This window comes from Streptomyces sp. NPDC055239 (assembly GCF_053606205.1).
On record NZ_JBSGRD010000009.1, the window covers coordinates 329,027 to 350,274 of the forward strand.

Consider the following 21,248-nt stretch of genomic DNA (forward strand, 5'->3'; position numbering starts at 1 on the left):
AGGCGACTCCTTCCGTAGACCGCCTACCGGGTTAGCTGTCGGGTTCGGGCGGGTGGTTCCGGAAGGTTGCCCTACAGTCCCGTACTTCGTACGGGACCGATTCACCCCAAGTTCATCGTGGGTCCCCGGCTCCGAGGAGATCGAACTCGGCGGAGGCCACCCGTTCCCGGCGGGGTTCGCCGGTGGGAGTACGAGCAGCCCACGCAGCACGCTAGCCAACTCGTGTGGCTCATGTGAAGGTTGATGTGCGATATGCCCGATACATTTTCGTGACTTTACGAAGCTCTTGACGCGGACACGCTGCGCCATGGCGGAGGGTGACCGGGCGTGGGCGGGGCGTAGGCGGGTGGACGTGGGCGGGTGGACGTGGCCGGAACCCGGAGCGGGTTGTCAGTGGGGCCGCCTAGACTCGGGAGGCGATGAGCAGCCTCTTTGATGACAGCTTCCTGGCGGACCTCAAGCCCTCGCGGGCTTCGGAGGAAGAACCCCCGCCGCCGCCCGAGGACAGTGCTCCGGAGTCCGTTCCGGATGATCTGTTCGACGGGAAGTTCGACGCGCCCGTACCCCGGGACGCGCACTACCGCGACGGCGCCCCGCGCCCGGTGCTCGACCCGGCGGCCCTGCTCGACGGTCTCAACGAGAACCAGCGCGCGGCCGTCGTGCACGCGGACTCCCCGCTGCTCATCGTCGCGGGCGCGGGCTCCGGCAAGACCCGGGTCCTCACGCACCGCATCGCGTATCTCCTGGCCGAGCGGCACGTGCACCCGGGGCAGATCCTGGCGATCACGTTCACGAACAAGGCCGCCGGCGAGATGAAGGAGCGCGTCGAGGCGCTCGTCGGGCCGCGGGCCAACGCGATGTGGGTGTCGACCTTCCACAGCGCGTGCGTGCGCATACTGCGCCGCGAATCGAAGACCATCGGCTTCACCTCCTCCTTCTCGATCTACGACGCCGCCGACTCCAAGCGCCTGATGGCGCTGGTCTGCCGTGACCTGGACATCGACCCGAAGAAGTTCCCGCCGAAGTCCTTCAGCGCCAAGATCTCGAACCTGAAGAACGAACTGATCGACGAGGAGACCTTCGCAGGCCAGGCCGCCGACGGCTTCGAGAAGACCCTCGCCCAGGCCTACGCGATGTACCAGTCGCGGCTGCGCGAGGCGAACGCCCTCGACTTCGACGACCTGATCATGACGACGGTCAACATGTTCCGCGCGTTCCCGGACGTCGCCGAGCACTACCGCCGCCGCTTCCGGCACGTGATGGTCGACGAGTACCAGGACACCAACCACGCTCAGTACGCCCTCGTGCGCGAGCTGGTCGGCCCCTCCGGAGGCGAGGGTGACGACCCCGCCGAACTGTGTGTCGTGGGTGACGCGGACCAGTCGATCTACGCCTTCCGCGGCGCCACGATCCGCAACATCCTCCAGTTCGAGGAGGACTACCCGAACGCGACGACGATCCTCCTGGAGCAGAACTACCGCTCCACGCAGACGATCCTGACCGCGGCCAACGCCGTCATCGAGCGCAACGAAAGCCGCCGCCCCAAGAACCTGTGGACCAACGCGGGCGCGGGCGCGGGCATCATCGGCTATGTCGCCGACACCGAGCACGACGAGGCGCAGTTCATCGCCGACGAGATCGACCGGCTCACCGACGCGGGCGACGCGAAGGCGGGCGACGTCGCGATCTTCTACCGGACGAACGCGCAGTCCCGTGTCTTCGAAGAGATCTTCATCCGCGTCGGCCTGCCCTACAAGGTCGTCGGAGGCGTCCGCTTCTACGAGCGCAAGGAGGTCCGGGACGTCCTCGCGTATCTGCGGGTGCTCGCCAACCCGGAGGACTCCGTACCGCTGCGGCGCATTCTCAACGTACCCAAGCGGGGCATCGGCGACCGCGCGGAGGCGATGATCGACGCGCTCTCGCAGCGCGAGAAGATCTCCTTCCCGAAGGCGCTGAAGCGCGTCGACGAGGCGTACGGAATGGCGGCCCGCTCGGCGAACGCCGTCAAGCGTTTCAACGTGCTGATGGAGGAGCTGCGGACCATCGTCGAGTCCGGCGCGGGTCCTGCCGTCGTCCTGGAGGCCGTGCTCGAGCGGACCGGGTATCTCGCCGAGTTGCAGGCCTCGACCGACCCGCAGGACGAGACGCGCATCGAGAACCTCCAGGAACTCGCCGCCGTGGCACTCGAGTTCGAACACGACAGCGCTGGCGGCAGCCAAGGCAGCCAAGGCAGCGAGGACGGCGAAGAGGAGACCGAAGGGGAGACCGGCGGGGCGGCCGAGAACGAGGCTGAGGGCGGAACCGGCGGCGGAGAAGAAGACGCGGGCGCGGGCACAAGTGTGTCGGGCACGCTCTCCGAGTTCCTCGAACGCGTCGCGCTCGTCGCCGACGCGGACCAGATTCCCGACGAGGAGGACGACGGCTCCGGCGTCATCACGCTGATGACGCTGCACACCGCCAAGGGCCTCGAATTCCCGGTCGTCTTCCTGACCGGCATGGAGGACGGCGTCTTCCCGCACATGCGCTCCCTCGGCCAGGTCAAGGAGCTGGAGGAGGAGCGCCGCCTCGCGTACGTGGGCATCACGCGCGCGCGGGAACGGCTCTATCTGACGCGGGCCTCGATGCGCAGCGCCTGGGGACAGCCCTCGTACAACCCGCCTTCGCGCTTCCTGGAGGAGATCCCGGAGGCCCACCTGGACTGGAAGCGGAAGGGTTCCGTCGGCGCGCCCGCCTCCTCAGGTCCCGCGGCCGGAATCGCCTCCTCCTTGTCGTCGTCGCGCTCGCGCACCGGGGGAGCGCAGGGCTTCGCCACGCGCCGCGCCTCGGAGAAGCCGGTGGTCGCGCTGGCGATCGGGGACCGGGTCACGCACGACCAGTTCGGCCTCGGGACCGTGGTCGGGGTGAAGGGCACGGGCGCGAACGCCGAGGCGACGGTGGACTTCGGAGAGCCCAAGCCGAAGCGGCTCCTGCTGCGGTACGCGCCGGTGCAGAAGCTGTAGAGCGGGGGCGGCGGCCGGAGTTACGTCGGGTCGAGGTTGTGGCTGCGAAGCCACGGCAGCGGGTCGATCGCCGAGCCGCCGCCGGGGCGCACCTCGAAGTGCAGGTGCGGTCCCGTGGAGTTGCCGGAGTTTCCGGAGAAGGCGATGGGGTCGCCCGCCTTGACGGGGCCGCTGGAGACCTTGTGCGTGGAGAGGTGGCAGTACCACGTCTCCGTGCCGTCCTTGGCGGTCACGATCGCCATGTTGCCGTAGGCGCTGTTCCACTTCGTGGAGACGATGCCGTCGGTGGCGGCGAGCACCTCGGTGCCGTACGACACCGGGAAGTCGATCCCGGAGTGCGCGGACATCCAGTTGACGCCCGCCTGTCCGTAGTACGCGCTCAGGCCGTGCTGCTTGACCGGCAGCGCGAACTTGGGGCGCAGACGCTCCTTGCGCGCGGCTTCCTCGGCGGCCTTCTTCTCGGCGGCGACCTTGTCCGCCTTGAGGTCGATGCGCTCCTGGGTGCGGCTCGCGCGGTCGGCGAAGTCACCGGCGTCCGCCGAGAGGTTCGCCAGCTGCGTGTCGAGCTTGTTGTTGGCGGCGGAAGGCTGCACCGACGTGGGGTCCGGGGCCGATGCCGCCTGCGTCTCCTTGCCCTCGTCGCTCCCGAAGTCGCCCACGGAGGCGGCGGCGATACCGGCCACGCCCATCACGCAGGCGGACGGCACGGCGACGGTGAAGAGGGCGGAGCGCTTGGAGGGGGTGCGGCGGCGGGCCCGTGAGCGGGAGCCGCCGTGCGAGCGGTCCATGACCGGCGGCTCGTCGGCACCGGCGGAGCCGTGATGGCTCGGCTCGACCGGACCGAGTGAATCGGCGGGAGCCTCGTCGGGCGTGAACTCGTGCTCGGCGGGAGTCGGTTGGGCGTAGGCCTCGGGAGTCTGTACCTCGGGGGCCTGCGCCGGAGAGGCGTAGGAATCGGAGGCGTAGGACCCGGTGTCGTAAGGCGAATGCTCGTACGTTTCGGGCGCCTCGTACGTGTCGGGCGCTCCGGGCGTGTCCTGAGCCTCGTACGTTCCGTGGGCCTCTTGCGCTCCGAGGGTGCCGAGTGCGTCGAGCGTCCCGTGCGCTTCGGGGATGCCGTACGCCTCGTACGCCTCGTGCGTCCCGGTGGCCCCGTACGTCATGTCCTGGCCGCCGGAGTTCCACGCGGTCGCGTCGTACGCGCCGGTGTCGAAGGCCTGGGTTTCCCACTGGCCGGTCTGCTGCGGCTGATTCCAGGCGCTCGCGTCCCACTGGCCCGTCGTGTCGGGCCCGGCCTGCGCCGGGATGTCGGCGGAGACGTGCTGATAACCGCCGGTCGACCACATGCCGGTGGTGTCGTAACCGCCGGTCTCGTACCCGCTGGTGTCGTACGCGGCCTGGTGCTGCGCGGCGTACGGGTCGTAGTTCAGCGTCTGCTGCGTCCCCGTCGTCGCCCACTGGCCGGTGTCGTACGAACTGCCGGGCATGTCGCCGAAGAGCGGGTCGGACGCGAAGGTTCCGGTGTCGGGACCCGCTGTCGCATAGCTGCCTGTGGTGTCGAAGCTTCCGGTGGAGTAGCTGTCGTAACCCGTATAGGCGCCGTGCTGAATGCCCTGCTGGTCATACGCCGCGTAGGGCGCGTAGTCGGCGGGTGCCGAGGCCGGGGGTGTTGAGCTCCCCGACGGGTGACGGTCGTTCACCAACTTCTCTTTCGCCTCGGCAGCAGGGGCAGAGCAGTGCGGTGACTGTACCCGGCGGTATGCGGGCGCGACAATCTTCGGCTGGTTTCGGGCTCTCAGGAAACGGGCATTCGGCCGTCTTTCGGGGGACTGCGGGCACAGCTTTGGCCCTGCGTTCGAGCTGCGTTCGACAAATTCCCCGTATCGCGGGGTGCGTGAGCTGCTCGGAGCTGTCCCTCAGGCCACGGTCAGTCCGTTCTCGACGCGCGTCGCAGAGGTACCCGGATCAGGCCGATCGAGGGCCTGGCGGATTCCGGCGGCGACCGCGGGGTGCACGGGCAGAGCGAGATGACCGATACCGGAGACACGTACGTTCTGTGCGTTCAGGTCGGGATGGTTGACGCAGGCCGTTTCGAGGGGGGCCATCAGCTGATCCAGGTCGCTCCAGAAGCTCACGAAACGGGTCCGGCAGTCCGGCGCGGGCTCGCGCAGCTCCTCGATCACGTCCGAACCGGGTCGCATCTGGCGCACGATCGGGTGCGCGTCGGCCAGGGGCACGACGCGCGTGCCCTCGTGTGGAGTACCGAGGGTGACCAGGGTGCGGACGCGGGCGTCGCCGCCGAGGCGCTGTGCGTAATAGCGGGCTATCAGGCCGCCGAGGCTGTGCCCGACGATGTCCACCTGGTGGTGGCCCGTGCGCTCGCAGATCTCCTCTATATGGCGGCCGAGCAACTCCGCGGCGGTGCGGATGTCGCACGTGAGGGGGGAGTAGTTGAGGGACTCCACGTGCTGGCCGCCGTGCTGGGCCAGGGAGCGGCGCAGCAGGACGAAGACCGAGCGGTTGTCGATGAAGCCGTGCAGCAGGACGACCGGCGGTCGGCTCTCCGCGGGGAGCCGAGGGGCGTCGGGTGGCGGCAGTTCGGCGGCGATCCTGCGTTCCTGGACGATGCCCGAGGGGTAGAGAAGGAGGTGGCCGGCGAGGATCGCCACCTCGAGCGCGGTCGCTTTCAGCAGAGCCATGGAGAGCCCCGCCAGTCTGGCGGGCAGCAGAAGGCAGGGCGGGCGAAAGGGCAGGACCCTCGTAATGGTCATGGTCGACCTCCCGGTCGGCACGCGAGGGGACGGCTCAGTCCCCCGTGTGCCCGTAGTGGGGAGGCGTGGCAGAGGTCGTACGGCAGTGCGTGGTCAGCGCCGGTGGCGCCCTGCATGCCGGCGCGATCGCCGATGTGCCGCGTCACCACGGCGCGCAGCTGGTGGCGCGGTGGCGCGGCGACCTCGTTGCGGCTCCCCTTGCGCCGTCCCGGAAACGGTCCGTGGACCGCTGAATACGGGGGTGGCGCGCAGCGAACGTGTCCCATCGTGTGATTTCCCCCTCGCTCTCCACCGTGAAACTGCCGGGTGCGAGATGCTGGAGATAACGTTCGTTCACTTCCCCTGCCGATGCGGCACGGGGTACCAGTGCTTGGACAGATGGATATCGGTACATGGAGGCAGTGATGGGTGTGGCAGCCGGTCCGATCCGCGTGGTGGTGGCCAAACCGGGCCTCGACGGTCATGATCGCGGCGCGAAGGTGATCGCGAGGGCACTGCGTGACGCGGGGATGGAGGTCATCTACACCGGCCTGCATCAGACGCCCGAGCAGGTGGTGGACACCGCGATCCAGGAGGACGCCGACGCGATCGGTCTCTCCATCCTCTCCGGCGCCCACAACACGCTTTTCGCCCGCGTGATCGAGCTCCTCAAGGAGCGCGACGCGGAGGACATCAAGGTCTTTGGCGGCGGCATCATCCCCGAGGCGGACATCGCGCCGCTCAAGGAGAAGGGTGTCGCGGAGATCTTCACTCCCGGGGCGACGACGGCGTCGATCGTGGACTGGGTCCGGGCGAACGTCCGTCAGCCGGCGGGCGCTTGACGGACACCGCGTTGCGGTGAGGGCGTCCGGCCTCCTTGGCTCCGGGGCGGTAGCGGTAGCAGTGGCGGTGGCGTCAGGCTGCCTTGTTCGCTTCGGGGCGCCGGCGTCCGGCCTTTCCCGCTCCGAGGTGATGACGTCCGGCCTGGCCGCCCGCTCCAGGGCTGTGGCGGCTCGTCGGCTTCGTGCTGCGGCGGGGGCTGTCGGCTGCCTTCGCCTCATGGCGGGGGCGACGGTGTGGCCGTCGGTGGGGTCGCCGGTGGGACTGCCGGTGCGACTGCCGGTGGGGGCAGCCAGGCGCCTCAACTCCTCAGTGCGGTTGCCTAAGATGACGGCACCCCCGGATCTTCCGGCGCCACGTCCGGTTCCCACGGCCCCGCGCCCAACTCCGCCCGCATCGCCGCGCGTAGACGCAACGTACTGACCAGGCGCTGGAAGGCCTCCGACCAGTAGCCGCCAGCGCCGGGGGACGCGTCCTCCGGTTCGTCCGGTATCGCGGTCAGCAGGTCGAGACGGACCGCCTCCGCAGGGTCGAGGCAGCGCTCTGCCAGGCCCATCACTCCACTGAAGCTCCAGGGGTAACTCCCTGCGTCCCGAGCGATGTTCAGCGCGTCCACCACCGCCCGGCCCAGCGGTTCCGACCAGGGCAGCGCGCACACGCCGAGCAACTGGAACGCCTCCGAGAGGCCGTGCGTCGCGATGAACCCCGCCACCCAGTCGGCCCGCTCCCCGGCGGGCAGCGCGGCCAGGAGCTTCGCGCGCTCGGCGAGCGACGCCGCGCCGGGCCCCGCAGCATCGGGGGACGAGGGGGATCCGAGCAGAGCCCGGGACCAGACCGCGTCGCGCTGCCGCACCGCAGCGCGGCACCACGCGGCGTGCAGCTCGCTCTGCCAGTCGTCGGCCACGGGCAGCGCCACGATCTCGACGGGGGTCCGGCCGCCGAGCCGCTGCGGCCAGGTGCCGAGCGGGGCGGCCTCCACCAACTGACCCAGCCACCAGGAACGCGCGCCGCGACCCGCGGGCGGCTTCGGGGTGACGCCGTCGCGCTCCATACCGGCGTCGCACTCGTGCGGCGCCTCGACCGTGAGCGTCGGCATGCTCTTCGTGCCCTGCGCGTGGTCGATGGCCACGCAGGAGGCCGCGCGGTCCGCCATCCGAGCGGCGAGGGCGGAGGAAGGGAGCGCGGAGAGAAGCTCGGCCGCCGTGGCGCGGACGTTGCGGCTGCGGTCGGTGAGGGCCTGTTCCAGGAACGGCTCGTCGGCTTCGGACAGTTGGGTACGCAGGGAATCGAGGAACATCAGGCGGTCCTCGGCCCGCTCCGTGCTCCAGGTGGCGGCGAGCAGGTCCCGCGCGGCGGCTGGGTCGTGGGCCCGCACCGCGCTGAGCAGGGCGACGCGCTCGGCGAATAGGCCCTCCTCCCAGAGCTGTTGGACCTGGGCCGTCTCCTCCGGTGCGGGCAGGGACACCCCGCCTCCCGGAGTGGAGCGGAGCGCGAACTTCCAGTCCGGGTTGAGCCGCGCCAGCCACAGGGCGCGCGGGCCCGCGAAGGCGAGTGCCTGCGGACGCAGGTCCGTGCGCCCGCGGGCCGCGTTCAGGAGGGCCGGAAGCAGCTCGGGCGGCGCCGCGAAGCCGCGGTCGTTGGCCAACGCCAGCCATTGGGGCAGCAGTTCCATCAGGTCGGGCACCGCACCCCGACGCCCGCCGCCGCCCGCGCCGGGATGGTCGGTGAGCAGCGTGGCGAGCCTCTGCCGTGCTGCGGGCGGTACCAGGGGCCTGGGGTCGTCTGCGACAGGTCCGGGAGGTGTCGCGGCGGGCGCGGGGCACAGACCGGCTCTGCGCCGGACGGTCTGCACGGCCGCCGCGTCCAGCAGGGCGGTCGGCGCGTCCTTGTCCTGGGCGCGTACGGGTGGCGTGCGGCGGTCGGTGCCGAGGAGCGCGGCGGTGACCAGGTCTTCCCAGGGGGCGACGGTCGCTTCAGTGAGTGCGGTGGTCGCGGCGGGTGCGGTGGTGGCGGTCATGGTGACTCCTCTCTCGGGCGGATCTGCCGAGGGACGCTCAGCGGACCTTGCGGCACTGCGGCACTGCGGCACTGCGGTGTTGCGGCACTGCGGTGTTCCGATGGCCCCCGCGATGCACCGCGCGAACCCGGAGCTGCTCCGCGAACGCGTCGGTTCCCGCAGGGCGGTCAGCACAGGGCCACCGCCTCCCCCACTCCGCGCGGCCAGGCCGTCAGAGGGGTGAAGCCCTCGTGACCACACTCGCCGAAGACCGTCACCGGAGCGCCTCCGGAGAGTGCCACCAAGCGCCACAGGCCCGCTCGGGCCGCTGCGGAAGGGGTGATGGGCAGGGCCATGTCGCCGTCCGAGTCCGCCAATTGCCAGCTGCCGGAGGCCGGGTCCGGGTGAGGGGTCGGTATCACTTCGCTCAGCGTCACCGGCCAGGAATCCAGCCAGGGGTCGTCCCGCAGCACCTCGCCGTAACGACTCGCGGCCTGTTCCGTCCGTACGCCCGACGGCCGGACCGCCACCGGTACGGGAGCGCTGAACTGTTCGCCCAGGTCGGCCCGCAGCTGCCCCGCACCCGGATACGCGGTCAGCTCGGCGTCGAGGGCGAGGCCGACCGGCAGTGCGAGTGCGGGTGCGCGGCCTGCGGCTCCGTACGACAGGAGCAGGGCCGTCCGTCCCGACTCCGCGCCGTACAGCCATATCCGGCGGGTGGTGAGCTTGCTGTCCGCCGTGTCGTACTGCGAGAGCACCAGCCAGCGGTCCCGCACCGGCCGGCCCTCCGCCGACGTGGGCAGGCCTATGCGGGAGCGGACCGTGGCCGCCAGAGCCTCCGGCAGCTGCTCGCGGTGCAGCCAGCCCTGGGCGAGGAGGTGGAGGAGGGCGCACTCCTCCAGCATCCGCACCGGCCAGCCGGGCCCGGAGGAGGGAATGGCTCCCAATTCCCGCACACGCGAGGCGAGTCCGGGCGCCTGTGCGTCGACCATGCGGGCCGCCGTCTCGTCCCACAGCCCGTACCCCGACTGTTCGGCGGAGGCTATGCCGCCCCGCAGCAGATCTGAGAGGCGCTGCTCCAGCTCCGTCACCCCCGCCGTGACCCGCTCGGCCCGCCGTTCCGCCCTGCGGCGCGCGGCCTCGGGGTCAGCGGTCGCCGAGCCCGGCGCCGCGTCCGAAGTCCGCTTGGGCTCCGCTCTTTTGCGACGCCCCGCCAGCCACTCCTGCGCCCAGGCCGGTGGCTGTGCGTCCGGCGGCGAATCGTCCGCCGCCGAATCGTCCGGCACCAGGCCAAAGGGCTCCTCGCCACCCGCCCAGAGCAGCAGAAGCCCGAGCGCGTGCTTGCACGGGAACTTGCGGCTCGGACAACTGCACTTGTACGCCGGGCCCGCCGCGCCCGTGACGTCCGCGATGTCGACGACCGTCTGATACGGCTTGCTGCCACTTCCCTTGCACAGTCCCCACACCGCCCCCTCGACCGAACTGCCTGCCTCCGACCATGGCCCTGCGACGCCGAGCTTGCTTCCCGCCTTGCGTGACGGGGCATCAGGCGCCAAGGCAAGGACCTGATCCGCCGTCCAGCGCACCCCCTGCTGAGTCATGTCTTCGACGGTAGGTCCCACCACTGACAATCGGTCTCGCATCTGATGTCTGTGCAGGTCAGAGGGGTTTGAGGGTCGATTGTCAGTGGCGTGGTGCACGGTTGGAACCACATCCGGGCCAGACGTGTCCGGACGAGTTGGAGGGGGATCGCTCCATGACCGTGTCCATCGACTCGACGACCTCGACAACGGGCGAGGCGGAGGTGCTGCGTCCGCACGCCGAGTACGCTTTCGCCGCCGAACTGGCCGCGCTCGCCGCGCAGGACGACCGGCCCCGGCCCGCCCGCTGGCGGCTCTCGCCGTGGGCGGTCGCGACGTATCTGCTCGGTGGGACATTGCCCGACGGGACGGTGATCTCGCCGAAGTACGTGGGGCCGCGCCGCATCGTCGAGGTCGCCGTCACCACCCTCGCCACGGACCGTGCCCTGCTCCTGCTCGGCGTGCCCGGCACCGCGAAGACCTGGGTGTCCGAGCATCTGGCGGCTGCCGTCAGCGGGGACTCGACGCTGCTCGTGCAGGGCACGGCAGGGACGCCGGAGGAGGCGATCCGGTACGGCTGGAACTACGCGCAGCTGCTCGCGCACGGCCCCAGCCGCGACGCGCTCGTGCCCAGCCCTGTCATGCGGGCCATGTCCGACGGCATGACGGCGAGGGTCGAGGAGCTGACCCGCATCCCCGCCGACGTGCAGGACACATTGATCACGATCCTGTCGGAAAAGACCCTCCCCATACCGGAGTTGGGGCAGGAGGTGCAGGCCGTCCGAGGCTTCAACCTGATCGCCACGGCCAACAACCGCGACCGCGGGGTCAACGACCTGTCGAGCGCTCTGCGCCGCCGCTTCAACACCGTGGTCCTTCCCCTGCCGGAGAGCGCCGACGCCGAGGTCGACATCGTCTCGCGCCGCGTCGATCAGATCGGGCGCTCGCTCGATCTGCCCGCCGGGCCCGAGGGGATCGATGAGATACGCCGCGTCGTCACCGTCTTCCGCGAGCTGCGGGACGGGGTCACGGCCGACGGCCGTACGAAGGTGAAGTCGCCGAGCGGCACGCTCTCCACGGCCGAGGCGATCTCCGTCGTGACCAACGGCCTAGCGCTTGCGGCCCATTTCGGGGACGGCGTGCTGCGGCCGGGCGATGTCGCCGCGGGCATTCTCGGCGCGGTCGTCCGCGATCCGGCGGCGGACCGGGTGATCTGGCAGGAGTACCTGGAGGCGGTGGTCCGTGAGCGGGACGGCTGGAAGGACTTCTACCGCGCGTGCCGTGAGGTGAGCGTGTGAGGGGGGCGGCTGTGACGGGTGTGGCTGTGGCTGTGACTGATGTGGGTGTGGCTGTGACGGTGGCTGGTTCGCGGGAGACGGGGAGGGGCGGACATGAGCGACGAGGTGCGGGGGACGACTCGGGCTGGCGAGGGGCCGTTGCTGCTGGGGGTGCGGCATCACGGGCCTGGGTCTGCGCGTGCGGTGCGGGCAGCGCTTGAGGAAGGCGCGCCCCGTGTGGTCCTGATCGAGGGACCGCCGGAGGCCGACGCGCTGGTGGCGCTCGCGGCGGAGGAGGATATGCGGCCGCCGGTCGCGCTCCTTGCGCACGTCGTGGACGAACCGGGCAGGTCGGCGTTCTGGCCGCTGGCCGAGTTCTCACCGGAGTGGGTCGCGATCAAGTGGGCCGCAGGGGCCGGGGTTCCGGTCCGGTTCATGGACCTTCCGGCGGCGCATTCGCTGGCGGGAGCGGAGGAGACGGAGGACGCGCCGGAGAGGGAGCCCGGCGCCTCCGGACCTTCGGGGGACGGGGACGCGGACGCGGTGCGGATCGATCCTCTTGCGGTGCTCGCGGAGACCGCCGGGTACGACGATCCCGAGCGGTGGTGGGAGGACGTCGTCGAGCACCGGGGCGGGGGCGGTGACGCGTTCGCGCCGTTCGAAGCACTCGGAGAGGCCATGGGGGTGCTGCGCGAGGAGTACGGGACCGGCGGGCACGACCGTGACCTGGTGCGCGAGGCGTACATGCGGATCCAGGTGCGGGCAGCGCAGCGGGAGTTCGGAGCGGACGACGTCGCGGTCGTGTGCGGGGCGTGGCATGTGCCCGCGCTGCGGCAGAAGGTGACCGTGGCGGCCGACCGGGCGCTGCTCAAGGGGCTGCCCAAGGTGAAGGTCGACATGACCTGGGTGCCCTGGACGCACCGCCGTCTCTCCCGGGCGAGTGGATACGGAGCGGGGATCGCCTCGCCCGGCTGGTACGGGCATCTGTTCGGCGCGCCCGACCGCCCCGTCGAGCGCTGGCTGACCAAGGTCGCGCGGCTCCTTCGGGACGAGGACAGGCTCGTGTCGTCCGCGCATGTCATCGAGGCGGTACGGCTCGCGGAGACGCTCGCCGTGATGCGGGGGCGCCCGCTGCCGGGGCTCACCGAGACGACGGACGCGATCCGGGCGGTGATGTGCGAGGGCTCCGACGTGCCGCTCTCCCTCGTGCACGACAAGCTCGTCGTCGGGGACGTGCTCGGGGAGGTGCCGGATTCCGCGCCGGCGGTGCCGTTGCAGCGCGATCTCACGCGCCTCCAGCGGAAGCTCCGGCTCAAACCGGAGGCTTTCGAGCGGGAGTTGGAGCTCGATCTGCGCAAGGAGACGGACGCGGCTCGCAGCAGGCTGCTGCATCGGCTCCGGCTGCTCGGGATCAGCTGGGGCGAGCCTGTGGCGTCGCGGGGGAGTACGGGTACGTTCCGGGAGACCTGGCGGCTGCGGTGGGAGCCGGAGCTCTCCGTGCGGGTGGCGGAGGCGGGAGTGTGGGGCACGACCGTGGTGTCGGCGGCCACCGCTCGGGCCGAGTCCGATGCCGTCGGGGCGAGCGCGCTGGCCGATGTCACCGCGCTGGCCGAGCGGTGTCTGCTGGCCGAGTTGCCGCAGGCGTTGCCGGTGGTGATGCGGGTCCTGGCGGACCGGGCGGCGCTGGACGCGGACGTCGGGCATCTGGCGCAGGCGTTGCCCGCGTTGGTGCGGTCGCTTCGGTACGGGGATGTGCGGGGGACGGACACCGCCGCGCTCGGCGAGGTGGCCGGGGGGCTTGCCGAGCGGGTGTTCGTCGGACTGCCTCCTGCCTGTGCGGGGCTCGACCAGGATGCGGCGCTGGAGATGCGGGGGCATGTGGACGCGGTTCACCAGGCGGTGGGTTTGCTGGGGGAGTTGGGCGATGGGGGTGCGCCTGCTCCTGCCGCTGCTGCTCCTGCTCCGGCCGCTGCTCCGACCTCTCCCTCTCCCTCTCCCTCTTCCTCTTCCTCTTCCTCTACGTCTTCAGGGGAGAGGGCGGCTCGTATGCAGGGGCGGTGGTTCTCCGTGTTGAGGGTGTTGGGGGAGCGGGACAGCATTGCCGGGGTGGTGCGCGGGCGGTGTGTGCGGATCCTGATGGACGGCGGGGAGTTGGCCGAGGGGGAGGCCGCTCGATTCATGGGGCTCGCCCTGTCCCGGGGGACCGAACCCGCTGAAGCCGCCGCCTGGATCGAGGGGTTCGTGGGCGGTGGGTCCGGGGGCGGCATGTTGCTCGTGCACGACGAGCGGCTGCTCGGGCTCGTCGACGACTGGTTGAGCGGGGTTCCTGACCGAGCTTTCACCGACGTGCTGCCCCTGCTGCGGCGCACCTTCTCGGCGTACGAACCGGGAGTGCGGAGGACTCTGGGCGAGCTGGTGAGACGTGGGCCGGCGGCGGGTGGAGGCGGCTTGGGCGTTGCCGGTGGGATACCTGGCTTCGGGGCCGAGCTCGACGCTGAGCGCGCGGATGCCGTTCTGCCGGTGCTGAGTCTGTTGCTCGGGGCCGGGGCCGGGGTCAGGGGCGGGAGCGGGGGCAGGTCTGAGCCCGGGGCTGGGGCCGGGCTTGGTGACGGTGACGGTGACGGTGACGAGCTTGTGGGGGTGGGCTGATGGCACACGACATGGCTGAGGTAGTGGCTCTGGGAGCGGCGGGGGACGTGACTGCGGGAGCGGCAGCGGAGGCGGCGCAGGGTGTGACCGTGGAGGCGGGGGCGGGCGTGGCTCAAGACGGGGCGGCAGCTGTGCCCCAGGGCATGACGGCAGCCACAGCTCTGGCTGGGGCGGTGGCCGATGCTCGGGCAGGGGCAGCAACTTCAGCTCAGGTCGGGGCGGTGGCCGATGCTCAAGCAGGGGCAGCAACCCCAGCTGTGGCGGGGGCAGACCACGGCGTGAGCGTGGTGCTGGGCACGGGACCGGATGGGGCGCGTGGTCCGGTGTCGGATCGTGCGGAGGAGCGGCTGCGGAGGTGGCGGCTTGTGCTCGGCGGGGGTGCGGCGGATGGCACGGGGTGCGAGCTCGTCGGCCGGGACGCGGCGATGGACGGGGCGCTGGGTGCGTTGTACGGGGGAGGGGACCGGGGGCGGGACCGTTCGGCGGGGCTCGGGGCGTCCGCGCCGTCCGTGTCGCGCTGGCTCGGGGACATCCGGACGTACTTCCCCTCGTCCGTCGTCCAGGTCATGCAGCGCGACGCCATCGAGCGGCTCGGCCTCTCCACGCTGCTCCTGGAGCCGGAGATGCTGGAGGCAGTGGATGCCGACGTGCATCTGGTCGGGACGCTTCTCTCCCTCAACAAGGCCATGCCGGAGACCACCAAGGAGACCGCGCGGGCCGTCGTGCGCAAGGTCGTCGAGGACCTGGAGAAGCGGCTCGCCACGCGCACCCGCGCCACCCTCACCGGTGCGCTCGACCGCAGCGCCCGCGTCAGCAGGCCGCGCCACCACGACATCGACTGGAACCGCACGATCGCGGCCAACCTCAAGAACTACCTGCCGGAGTACAAGACGATCGTGCCCGAGCGGCTCATCGGGTACGGGCGGGCAGCGCAGTCCGTGAAGAAGGAGGTCATCCTCTGCATCGACCAGTCGGGCTCGATGGCGGCGTCCGTCGTCTACGCCTCGGTGTTCGGTGCCGTGCTCGGGTCGATGCGGTCGCTCAACACGCGGCTCGTCGTCTTCGACACGAACGTCGTCGACCTCACCGATCAGCTCGACGACCCGGTGGATGTCCTGTTCGGCACGCAGTTGGGGGGTGGGACCGACATCAACCGGGCGCTCGCGTACTGCCAGTCGCAGATCACCCGCCCCGCCGACACTGTCGTCGTACTCATCAGCGACCTCTACGAAGGGGGCATACGCAACGAGATGCTGAAGCGGGTCGCGGCGATGAAGGCGTCCGGGGTGCAGTTCGTGACGCTGCTCGCGCTCTCCGACGAGGGGACACCCGCGTACGACCGGGAGCACGCGGCGGCGCTCTCCGCACTGGACGCACCGGCCTTCGCATGCACCCCGGACCTCTTCCCCGAGGTGATGGCGGCGGCGATCGAAAAACGCCCTCTCCCGATACCGGACATGAACAGGCACCGCTGATCACCTGATCACAGGAGCAAACGAGTGGCCCTTGTCACCACAGCGGTCGCCCTCCCGCTACCCGGATCCGCGATCTGTGACAGTCATCACCGCCCAAATGCGATCTGCGATTTAGGGACCTGCGGCCCACGGCGATAACCTGCGAGACGGACATGCCGCGTACCGGACTCCGTCCTACGCCTCTCTTGTGACAGCGCAGTCACGTTGCCCTCCGCGGCACGCCCACGCAGACAGCTGACCACAAAGCAGCGAGATCGCAGCGAGATCACGGAAAAGGGACGGACGCGCGTGGACCTGTTCGAGTACCAGGCGAGGGACCTCTTCGCCAAGCACGGTGTACCGGTGCTGGCCGGTGAAGTCATCGACACGCCTGAGGCGGCGCGCGAGGCCACCGAGAAGCTGGGCGGCAAGTCGGTCGTCAAGGCACAGGTGAAGGTCGGTGGCCGCGGCAAGGCCGGCGGCGTGAAGCTGGCCGCCAACCCGGACGAGGCCGTCGCTCGCGCGACGGACATCCTCGGGATGGACATCAAGGGCCACACGGTCCACAAGGTGATGATCGCCGAGCTGTCCCCGGAGATCGAGGCTGAGTACTACGTCTCGTACCTCCTCGACCGCACCAACCGCACCTTCCTCGCCATGGCGTCGGTGCAGGGCGGCATGGACATCGAGGAGGTCGCGGAGAAGACCCCCGAGGCCCTCGCGAAGGTCCCGGTCAACGCCGTCGACGGCGTGGACATCGTCAAGGCCCGCGAGATCGTGGCCCAGGCGAAGTTCCCGGCCGATGTGGCCGAGGGTGTCGCCGAGGCCATGGTGACCCTGTGGGACACCTTCGTCGCCGAGGACGCGCTCCTCGTCGAGGTCAACCCGCTGGTGAAGACCAAGGACGGCCGCATCCTGGCCCTTGACGGCAAGGTCTCGCTCGACGAGAACGCCGACTTCCGCCAGGCCGACCACGAGGCCCTCGAGGACAAGGACGCAGCCAACCCGCTCGAGGCTGCTGCCAAGGCCAAGAACCTCAACTACGTCAAGCTCGACGGCGAGGTCGGCATCATCGGCAACGGCGCGGGTCTCGTCATGAGCACCCTCGACGTCGTCGCGTACGCCGGTGAGGCGCACAACAACGTCAAGCCGGCCAACTTCCTCGACATCGGCGGCGGCGCTTCGGCCGAGGTCATGGCGAACGGCCTGGAGATCATCCTCGGCGACCCGGACGTCAAGTCCGTCTTCGTCAACGTCTTCGGTGGCATCACCGCGTGCGACGAGGTCGCCAACGGCATCGTCCAGGCGCTCGAGCTTCTCAAGTCCAAGGGCGAGGAAGTCACCAAGCCGCTGGTCGTCCGTCTCGACGGCAACAACGCGGAGCTGGGTCGCAAGATCCTGTCGGACGCCAACCACCCGCTCGTACAGCGCGTGGACACCATGGACGGCGCGGCCGACAAGGCCGCCGAGCTCGCGGCTGCGAAGTAAGGGACCAGGTCAGAACACCATGGCTATCTTCCTGACCAAGGACAGCAAGGTCATCGTCCAGGGCATGACCGGTGCCACGGGCATGAAGCACACCAAGCTCATGCTCGGCGACGGCACGAACATCGTCGGCGGCGTGAACCCGCGCAAGGCCGGCACGTCCGTCGACTTCGACGGCACCGAGGTACCGGTATTCGGCTCCGTCGCCGAGGCGATCGAGAAGACGGGCGCCAACGTCTCCGTCCTCTTCGTGCCGCCGGCCTTCTCCAAGGCCGCCGTCGTCGAGGCCATCGACGCCGAGATCCCCCTCGCGGTCGTCATCACCGAGGGCATCGCCGTCCACGACTCCGCCGCCTTCTGGGCGTACGCGAAGTCGAAGGGCAACAAGACCCGCATCATCGGCCCGAACTGCCCCGGTCTCATCACGCCGGGCCAGTCGAACGCCGGCATCATCCCGGGCGACATCACGAAGCCGGGCCGTATCGGCCTGGTCTCGAAGTCCGGCACGCTGACGTACCAGATGATGTACGAGCTCCGTGACATCGGCTTCTCCTCGGCCGTCGGCATCGGTGGCGACCCCGTCATCGGCACGACGCACATCGACGCCCTCGAGGCGTTCGAGGCCGACCCCGAGACCGACCTGATCGTCATGATCGGCGAGATCGGCGGCGACGCCGAGGAGCGTGCGGCGGACTACATCAAGGCCAACGTGACGAAGCCGGTCGTCGGCTACGTCGCCGGCTTCACGGCGCCCGAGGGCAAGACCATGGGCCACGCCGGCGCCATCGTCTCCGGCTCCTCCGGCACCGCGCAGGCCAAGAAGGAGGCCCTCGAGGCCGCGGGCGTCAAGGTCGGCAAGACGCCGACCGAGACGGCGAAGCTTGCGCGAGCCATTCTCGCGGGCTAGCAGTGTTCAAAGTGGGCCGCACCTCATGCGAGGTGCGGCCCACTTTGCGTTGTGACCTGCGGGTCGGCCGTGGCTGGGCGCGCAGTTCCCCGCGCCCCTAAAGGGGCGCTCGGCGCTCCTCATCTCGCCAGCGGCGTCAGTTTCTCCGGGCCGTTCGACAAGTCCTCGCGGAGCTTCTTGTGGAGGATCTGGTCCGCGTACGTGAGGTGGCCCGGGCCCATCCGGGGCGGTACGCCGCTGATGGCCTTTCCGGGGGACTGGGGCGGCTCGTAGTGCGTGGGGGCGGTTCTGAGGGTGAGGGCCGTCGCGCCGACGATCAGGGCGGTGAAGGCGATCGCCGCCCGGGTCCAGAAGCGGGCACGGTGTTCGCTTCCGGTGCGTACCAGGCCCGCGTTCGGGGACCGCAGCTTCTCCGCCCCGCACAGTTCGCCGAGGCGCTGGTGCAGGGCTTCGGGTGTCGCCGCCAGTTCGGGGAGCCGCTCGGTGATCGTCTCGCGGGCGTGCAGCAGCCGGTTGGCCGCCGCGGGAGTGCTCGCCTCCGTCTCGGCTGCGGTCTCGGGCAGATCGAGCCCGACGCCGTCGTAGAGCAGCAGGGTGCGGCGCTGCGCGGGCGGCAGGCTCATAAGGACCTTGAGGAACGCGCGGTCGTCCAGCGCCGCGGGCGGGGCGTCCGGGTGGCGGTGGGCGGGGCGCAGGCGGTGCCAGGGGGACATCGCGTACTCGTACGCCGCCGCGCGCACCCAGCCGGCGGGGTCGCGGTCGACGGCGACCTCGGGCCAGCGCTGCCAGGCGAGCTGGAAGGCGCGCTCCACGGATTCCTGGGCGAGGGTGCGGCGGCCGGTGAGCAGGTAGGTCTGGCGTACGAGGCCGGGGCCGCAGGTCGAGCAGAGCGCGTCGAAGGCTTCGGCGGGCGTTGCCCCGGCGGTGGACTCCGGCGCCCCTGACTCCACCACAGTCCCCGGCCCCGGCTTCGGCTCGGCCTGAGCGACGGCCGTCGCTGCCCGCGCCACCGGCTCGGGCCGCGTGTGGCCGTTTATCGCGGCGCCCACCGGGATCCGCGCGGGAGACTTGTCGCCCTTGGTGTCCTGGACCGGCGGCTGCGGCAGGTCCCGGGCCCAACTGGTGCGCCGCGCGGAGCGCATGCCCTGCTTGCCCCGCTTGCCCGCGACGGTCTGCTCGTTCGCGAGTTCGGCGAGCAGCCTCGTGTAGACCTCACGCCTGCGGCCGCGCGGCGCCGAGCGGCCCGACTCCCAGGAGCGGACCGTCTCCCGGGTGACGCCCACCCGGGCCGCGATGTCGGCCTGGCTCAGGGACTTCGCCTCGCGCAGGCGACGCCGTTCCTTGGGGGACGGCAACGGTGTGGCATGGCTCTGGGTCATGTCGGACTCTCCGCGCCGTGGGCCGTGGGCCTTCGTGCGGCGGGTAGCCGGGCGTGACTGATCCGTCGTACGAAAAAGTACATAAACATATCTTGAGCGACACATCCGGTATTCGCCTGTTACGAGGAGAAAGCGCGTGTCGTTGGGAGCATGGTGACGTGACTCATATCACCGACCGCAGCTCACCGTTGCCGCCCCTCAAACCGCTGATCCAGCGGGTGCGCGACCGTCGGCCCGGGCTTGCGACGTGCCTGTTCGGAGGGGCCGTGGCGGCCGGGCTCGGGCTCGGCTCGTCGGCCGTCCTGGTGATGGTCCTCTGGATCAGCTCGCCCTATCCGGACAGCGGGCCCGGCGGGGCGCTGCATGTCGCCGCCGCGGTCTGGCTCATCGCCCACGGCACGGAGCTGATCAGGACCGACACGCTCTCCGGGGCACCGGCGCCGCTCGGCGTCACGCCCTTGCTCCTGGTGGTACTTCCCGGCTGGCTGGCGCACCGGGCGGCGCGGGTCGCGGCGGATCCGCAGGAGCGGGGGATGGCGCCGCGGACCGCGTGGTGCGGGGTGGTCGGCGGCTATCTGCTGGTCGGCGCCGCCGCGACCCTGTACGCGGCTGGGGGCGAGCTGCGGCCGTCGTGGCCGAGCGCCGCCCTGCACATGCCGCTGCTCGTGGGGGGCGCGGCGGCGGTCGGGGTCTGGACGGCGCTCGGACGGCCCGGGAGCCCGCTGCCGGGCGTGGTGCGGGCGGGTCTTCGCGCGCTGCCCGCGCGGGTACGTCCCTTCTTCGTACGTCGATACGTCCGCGCCGTCACTAGGGCAGCGGCGGCCGGGGCGCTGGTCCTCGTCGGTGGGGGAGCGCTCCTCGTCGCGGGGTCCCTCGTCCTGCACGGCGGTCTTGCGAAGGCGTCGTTCGCGCAGGTCACGGACGTGTGGTCGGGCCGGTTCGCGGTGCTGCTGCTTGCCATGGCGCTTGTGCCGAACGCGGCGGTGTGGGGCGCCGCGTACAGCCTCGGCCCCGGGTTCGCGCTCGGCACGGGGAGCACGGCGGGGCCGCTCGCTGTGAGCGCGGGGCCGATGCTTCCTGCCTTCCCGTTGCTCGCCGCGGTGCCGGGGGAAGGGCCGGGGTCGCCTCTGACGTGGGCGGCGGGAGCGGTGCCTGTGGGGGCGGGCATCGCGGTCGCCTGGTTCACGGCGGGGGCGGCGGCGCCTGCCTCCGGGGAGCGCGACGGGGTGTGGTCACGGGGGCGGACGGCGCTGGTCGCGGTGGTGGCTGCGGCGCTGTGCGGGGCGGCCATGGCGGGGCTCGCGGCGCTGGCGGGCGGCCCGATGGGCGTGGCCGTCCTGGCCGAGTTCGGTCCTGTGTGGTGGCAGACGGGGGCGGCGGCGCTGGGGTGGACGGCGGCGGTGGGGGTGCCGTTCGCGCTGCTGGTCCGGGCCTGGCGCTTGCGGACACACCGGACGGCGACACGCGGGACTTCGCCGGGCGGCACCGCGCTGGGCGGCACCACCCCGGGCGGCACTGCGCCGGGCGTGGCTACGCCTGACGGGACCACGTCGAAAGAGCCCACCCCGCGTCGTACCTGGCTCAGGCTGCCAAGACCACGCGTCCCTCAGCTACGACTCCCGCACCTGCGCGTTCCGCGCCTGCGCATGCCCCGTCTTCGCGCCCTCCGCCCACGCCTCCCCCAGCTCTCTCGCCGCCGCCAGAGCCCACCGCCTCCGGAGCCGCCGACTCCGGCCTCGGAGCCGTTCGAGCCGTACGACTTCCTGCCGCGCACACCGGCGGTGGACACGGTGGACTGGGGCATGGCGGACTGGCACGACGACACGTCCCGCGAGGCGCGCTGGGCGGCGCTGAGGGACGCGAGCAAGGAGGAGCGGCCTCCGGGGTCTTGAGGGGTGGGGCGGGGCTTGTCGGAGTGGCACGACGGCGCTT

General features: G+C 71.0%; 14 protein-coding genes and 1 riboswitch. Of the genes, 9 read left to right on the forward strand and 5 right to left on the reverse strand.

The window, feature by feature from the left end; all coding sequences use genetic code 11:
- Positions 1–5 precede the first annotated feature (5 nt).
- Positions 6–162, reverse strand: a riboswitch (cyclic di-AMP (ydaO/yuaA leader).
- A gap of 257 nt (positions 163–419) precedes the next feature.
- On the forward strand, positions 420–2,999 hold the full coding sequence (locus tag ACWFRJ_RS27945; protein ID WP_453536503.1) for an ATP-dependent DNA helicase: 2,580 nt from the start codon (positions 420–422) through the stop codon (positions 2,997–2,999).
- A gap of 20 nt (positions 3,000–3,019) precedes the next feature.
- On the opposite strand, the gene ACWFRJ_RS27950 is transcribed toward ACWFRJ_RS27945, so the two are convergent.
- Both ACWFRJ_RS27950 and ACWFRJ_RS27955 read right to left on the reverse strand, forming a co-directional pair.
- Positions 3,020–4,699: a peptidoglycan DD-metalloendopeptidase family protein gene (locus ACWFRJ_RS27950; RefSeq protein WP_453536506.1), complete on the reverse strand. Its 1,680-nt coding sequence runs from the start codon at positions 4,697–4,699 to the stop codon at positions 3,020–3,022.
- Between the two features lie 216 nt (positions 4,700–4,915).
- The gene (locus ACWFRJ_RS27955) at positions 4,916–5,770 is read right to left on the reverse strand and encodes a lipase family alpha/beta hydrolase (RefSeq protein WP_453536509.1); all 855 of its coding nucleotides are present in this window, start codon (positions 5,768–5,770) and stop codon (positions 4,916–4,918) included.
- A 65-nt stretch (positions 5,771–5,835) separates the two neighbouring features.
- Here ACWFRJ_RS27955 and ACWFRJ_RS27960 point away from each other — a divergent pair, with 65 nt between their 5' ends.
- Both ACWFRJ_RS27960 and ACWFRJ_RS27965 read left to right on the forward strand, forming a co-directional pair.
- Positions 5,836–6,003, forward strand: coding sequence for a hypothetical protein (locus tag ACWFRJ_RS27960; protein ID WP_453536511.1), 168 nt, complete (start codon positions 5,836–5,838; stop codon positions 6,001–6,003).
- A gap of 171 nt (positions 6,004–6,174) precedes the next feature.
- Complete coding sequence (locus ACWFRJ_RS27965; RefSeq protein ID WP_160506729.1) at positions 6,175–6,591, forward strand: cobalamin B12-binding domain-containing protein; 417 nt, start codon at positions 6,175–6,177, stop codon at positions 6,589–6,591.
- A gap of 320 nt (positions 6,592–6,911) precedes the next feature.
- Here ACWFRJ_RS27965 and ACWFRJ_RS27970 read toward each other — a convergent pair whose 3' ends face one another.
- Both ACWFRJ_RS27970 and ACWFRJ_RS27975 read right to left on the reverse strand, forming a co-directional pair.
- On the reverse strand, positions 6,912–8,606 hold the full coding sequence (locus ACWFRJ_RS27970) for a DUF5691 domain-containing protein (protein ID WP_453536514.1): 1,695 nt from the start codon (positions 8,604–8,606) through the stop codon (positions 6,912–6,914).
- Positions 8,607–8,773: 167 nt separating this feature from the next.
- Entirely contained in the window at positions 8,774–10,186 is a 1,413-nt protein-coding gene (locus ACWFRJ_RS27975) for an SWIM zinc finger family protein (protein ID WP_453536517.1), read from the reverse strand.
- A 155-nt stretch (positions 10,187–10,341) separates the two neighbouring features.
- On the opposite strand from ACWFRJ_RS27975, the gene ACWFRJ_RS27980 reads away from it, so the two are divergent.
- The 5 genes from ACWFRJ_RS27980 (at position 10,342) to sucD (ending at position 17,937) form a co-directional block, all read left to right on the forward strand.
- Entirely contained in the window at positions 10,342–11,463 is a 1,122-nt protein-coding gene (locus tag ACWFRJ_RS27980; RefSeq protein WP_453536520.1) for an ATP-binding protein, read from the forward strand.
- Between the two features lie 93 nt (positions 11,464–11,556).
- Complete coding sequence (locus ACWFRJ_RS27985; protein ID WP_453536523.1) at positions 11,557–14,091, forward strand: DUF5682 family protein; 2,535 nt, start codon at positions 11,557–11,559, stop codon at positions 14,089–14,091.
- A 323-nt stretch (positions 14,092–14,414) separates the two neighbouring features.
- Complete coding sequence (locus ACWFRJ_RS27990) at positions 14,415–15,566, forward strand: vWA domain-containing protein (RefSeq protein ID WP_453536526.1); 1,152 nt, start codon at positions 14,415–14,417, stop codon at positions 15,564–15,566.
- Between the two features lie 288 nt (positions 15,567–15,854).
- Positions 15,855–17,033, forward strand: a complete 1,179-nt coding sequence (sucC, locus tag ACWFRJ_RS27995; RefSeq protein ID WP_453536528.1) for an ADP-forming succinate--CoA ligase subunit beta — start codon at positions 15,855–15,857, stop codon at positions 17,031–17,033.
- A 19-nt stretch (positions 17,034–17,052) separates the two neighbouring features.
- Positions 17,053–17,937 (forward strand): succinate--CoA ligase subunit alpha, encoded by an 885-nt coding sequence (gene sucD / locus ACWFRJ_RS28000; RefSeq protein ID WP_453536531.1) that lies wholly within the window; start codon positions 17,053–17,055, stop codon positions 17,935–17,937.
- A gap of 119 nt (positions 17,938–18,056) precedes the next feature.
- Here sucD and ACWFRJ_RS28005 read toward each other — a convergent pair whose 3' ends face one another.
- Entirely contained in the window at positions 18,057–19,316 is a 1,260-nt protein-coding gene (locus tag ACWFRJ_RS28005) for a sigma factor-like helix-turn-helix DNA-binding protein (RefSeq protein WP_453536534.1), read from the reverse strand.
- Between the two features lie 158 nt (positions 19,317–19,474).
- On the opposite strand from ACWFRJ_RS28005, the gene ACWFRJ_RS28010 reads away from it, so the two are divergent.
- Positions 19,475–21,208, forward strand: a complete 1,734-nt coding sequence (locus ACWFRJ_RS28010) for a cell division protein PerM (RefSeq protein WP_453536537.1) — start codon at positions 19,475–19,477, stop codon at positions 21,206–21,208.
- The last annotated feature ends 40 nt before the right edge of the window (positions 21,209–21,248 follow it).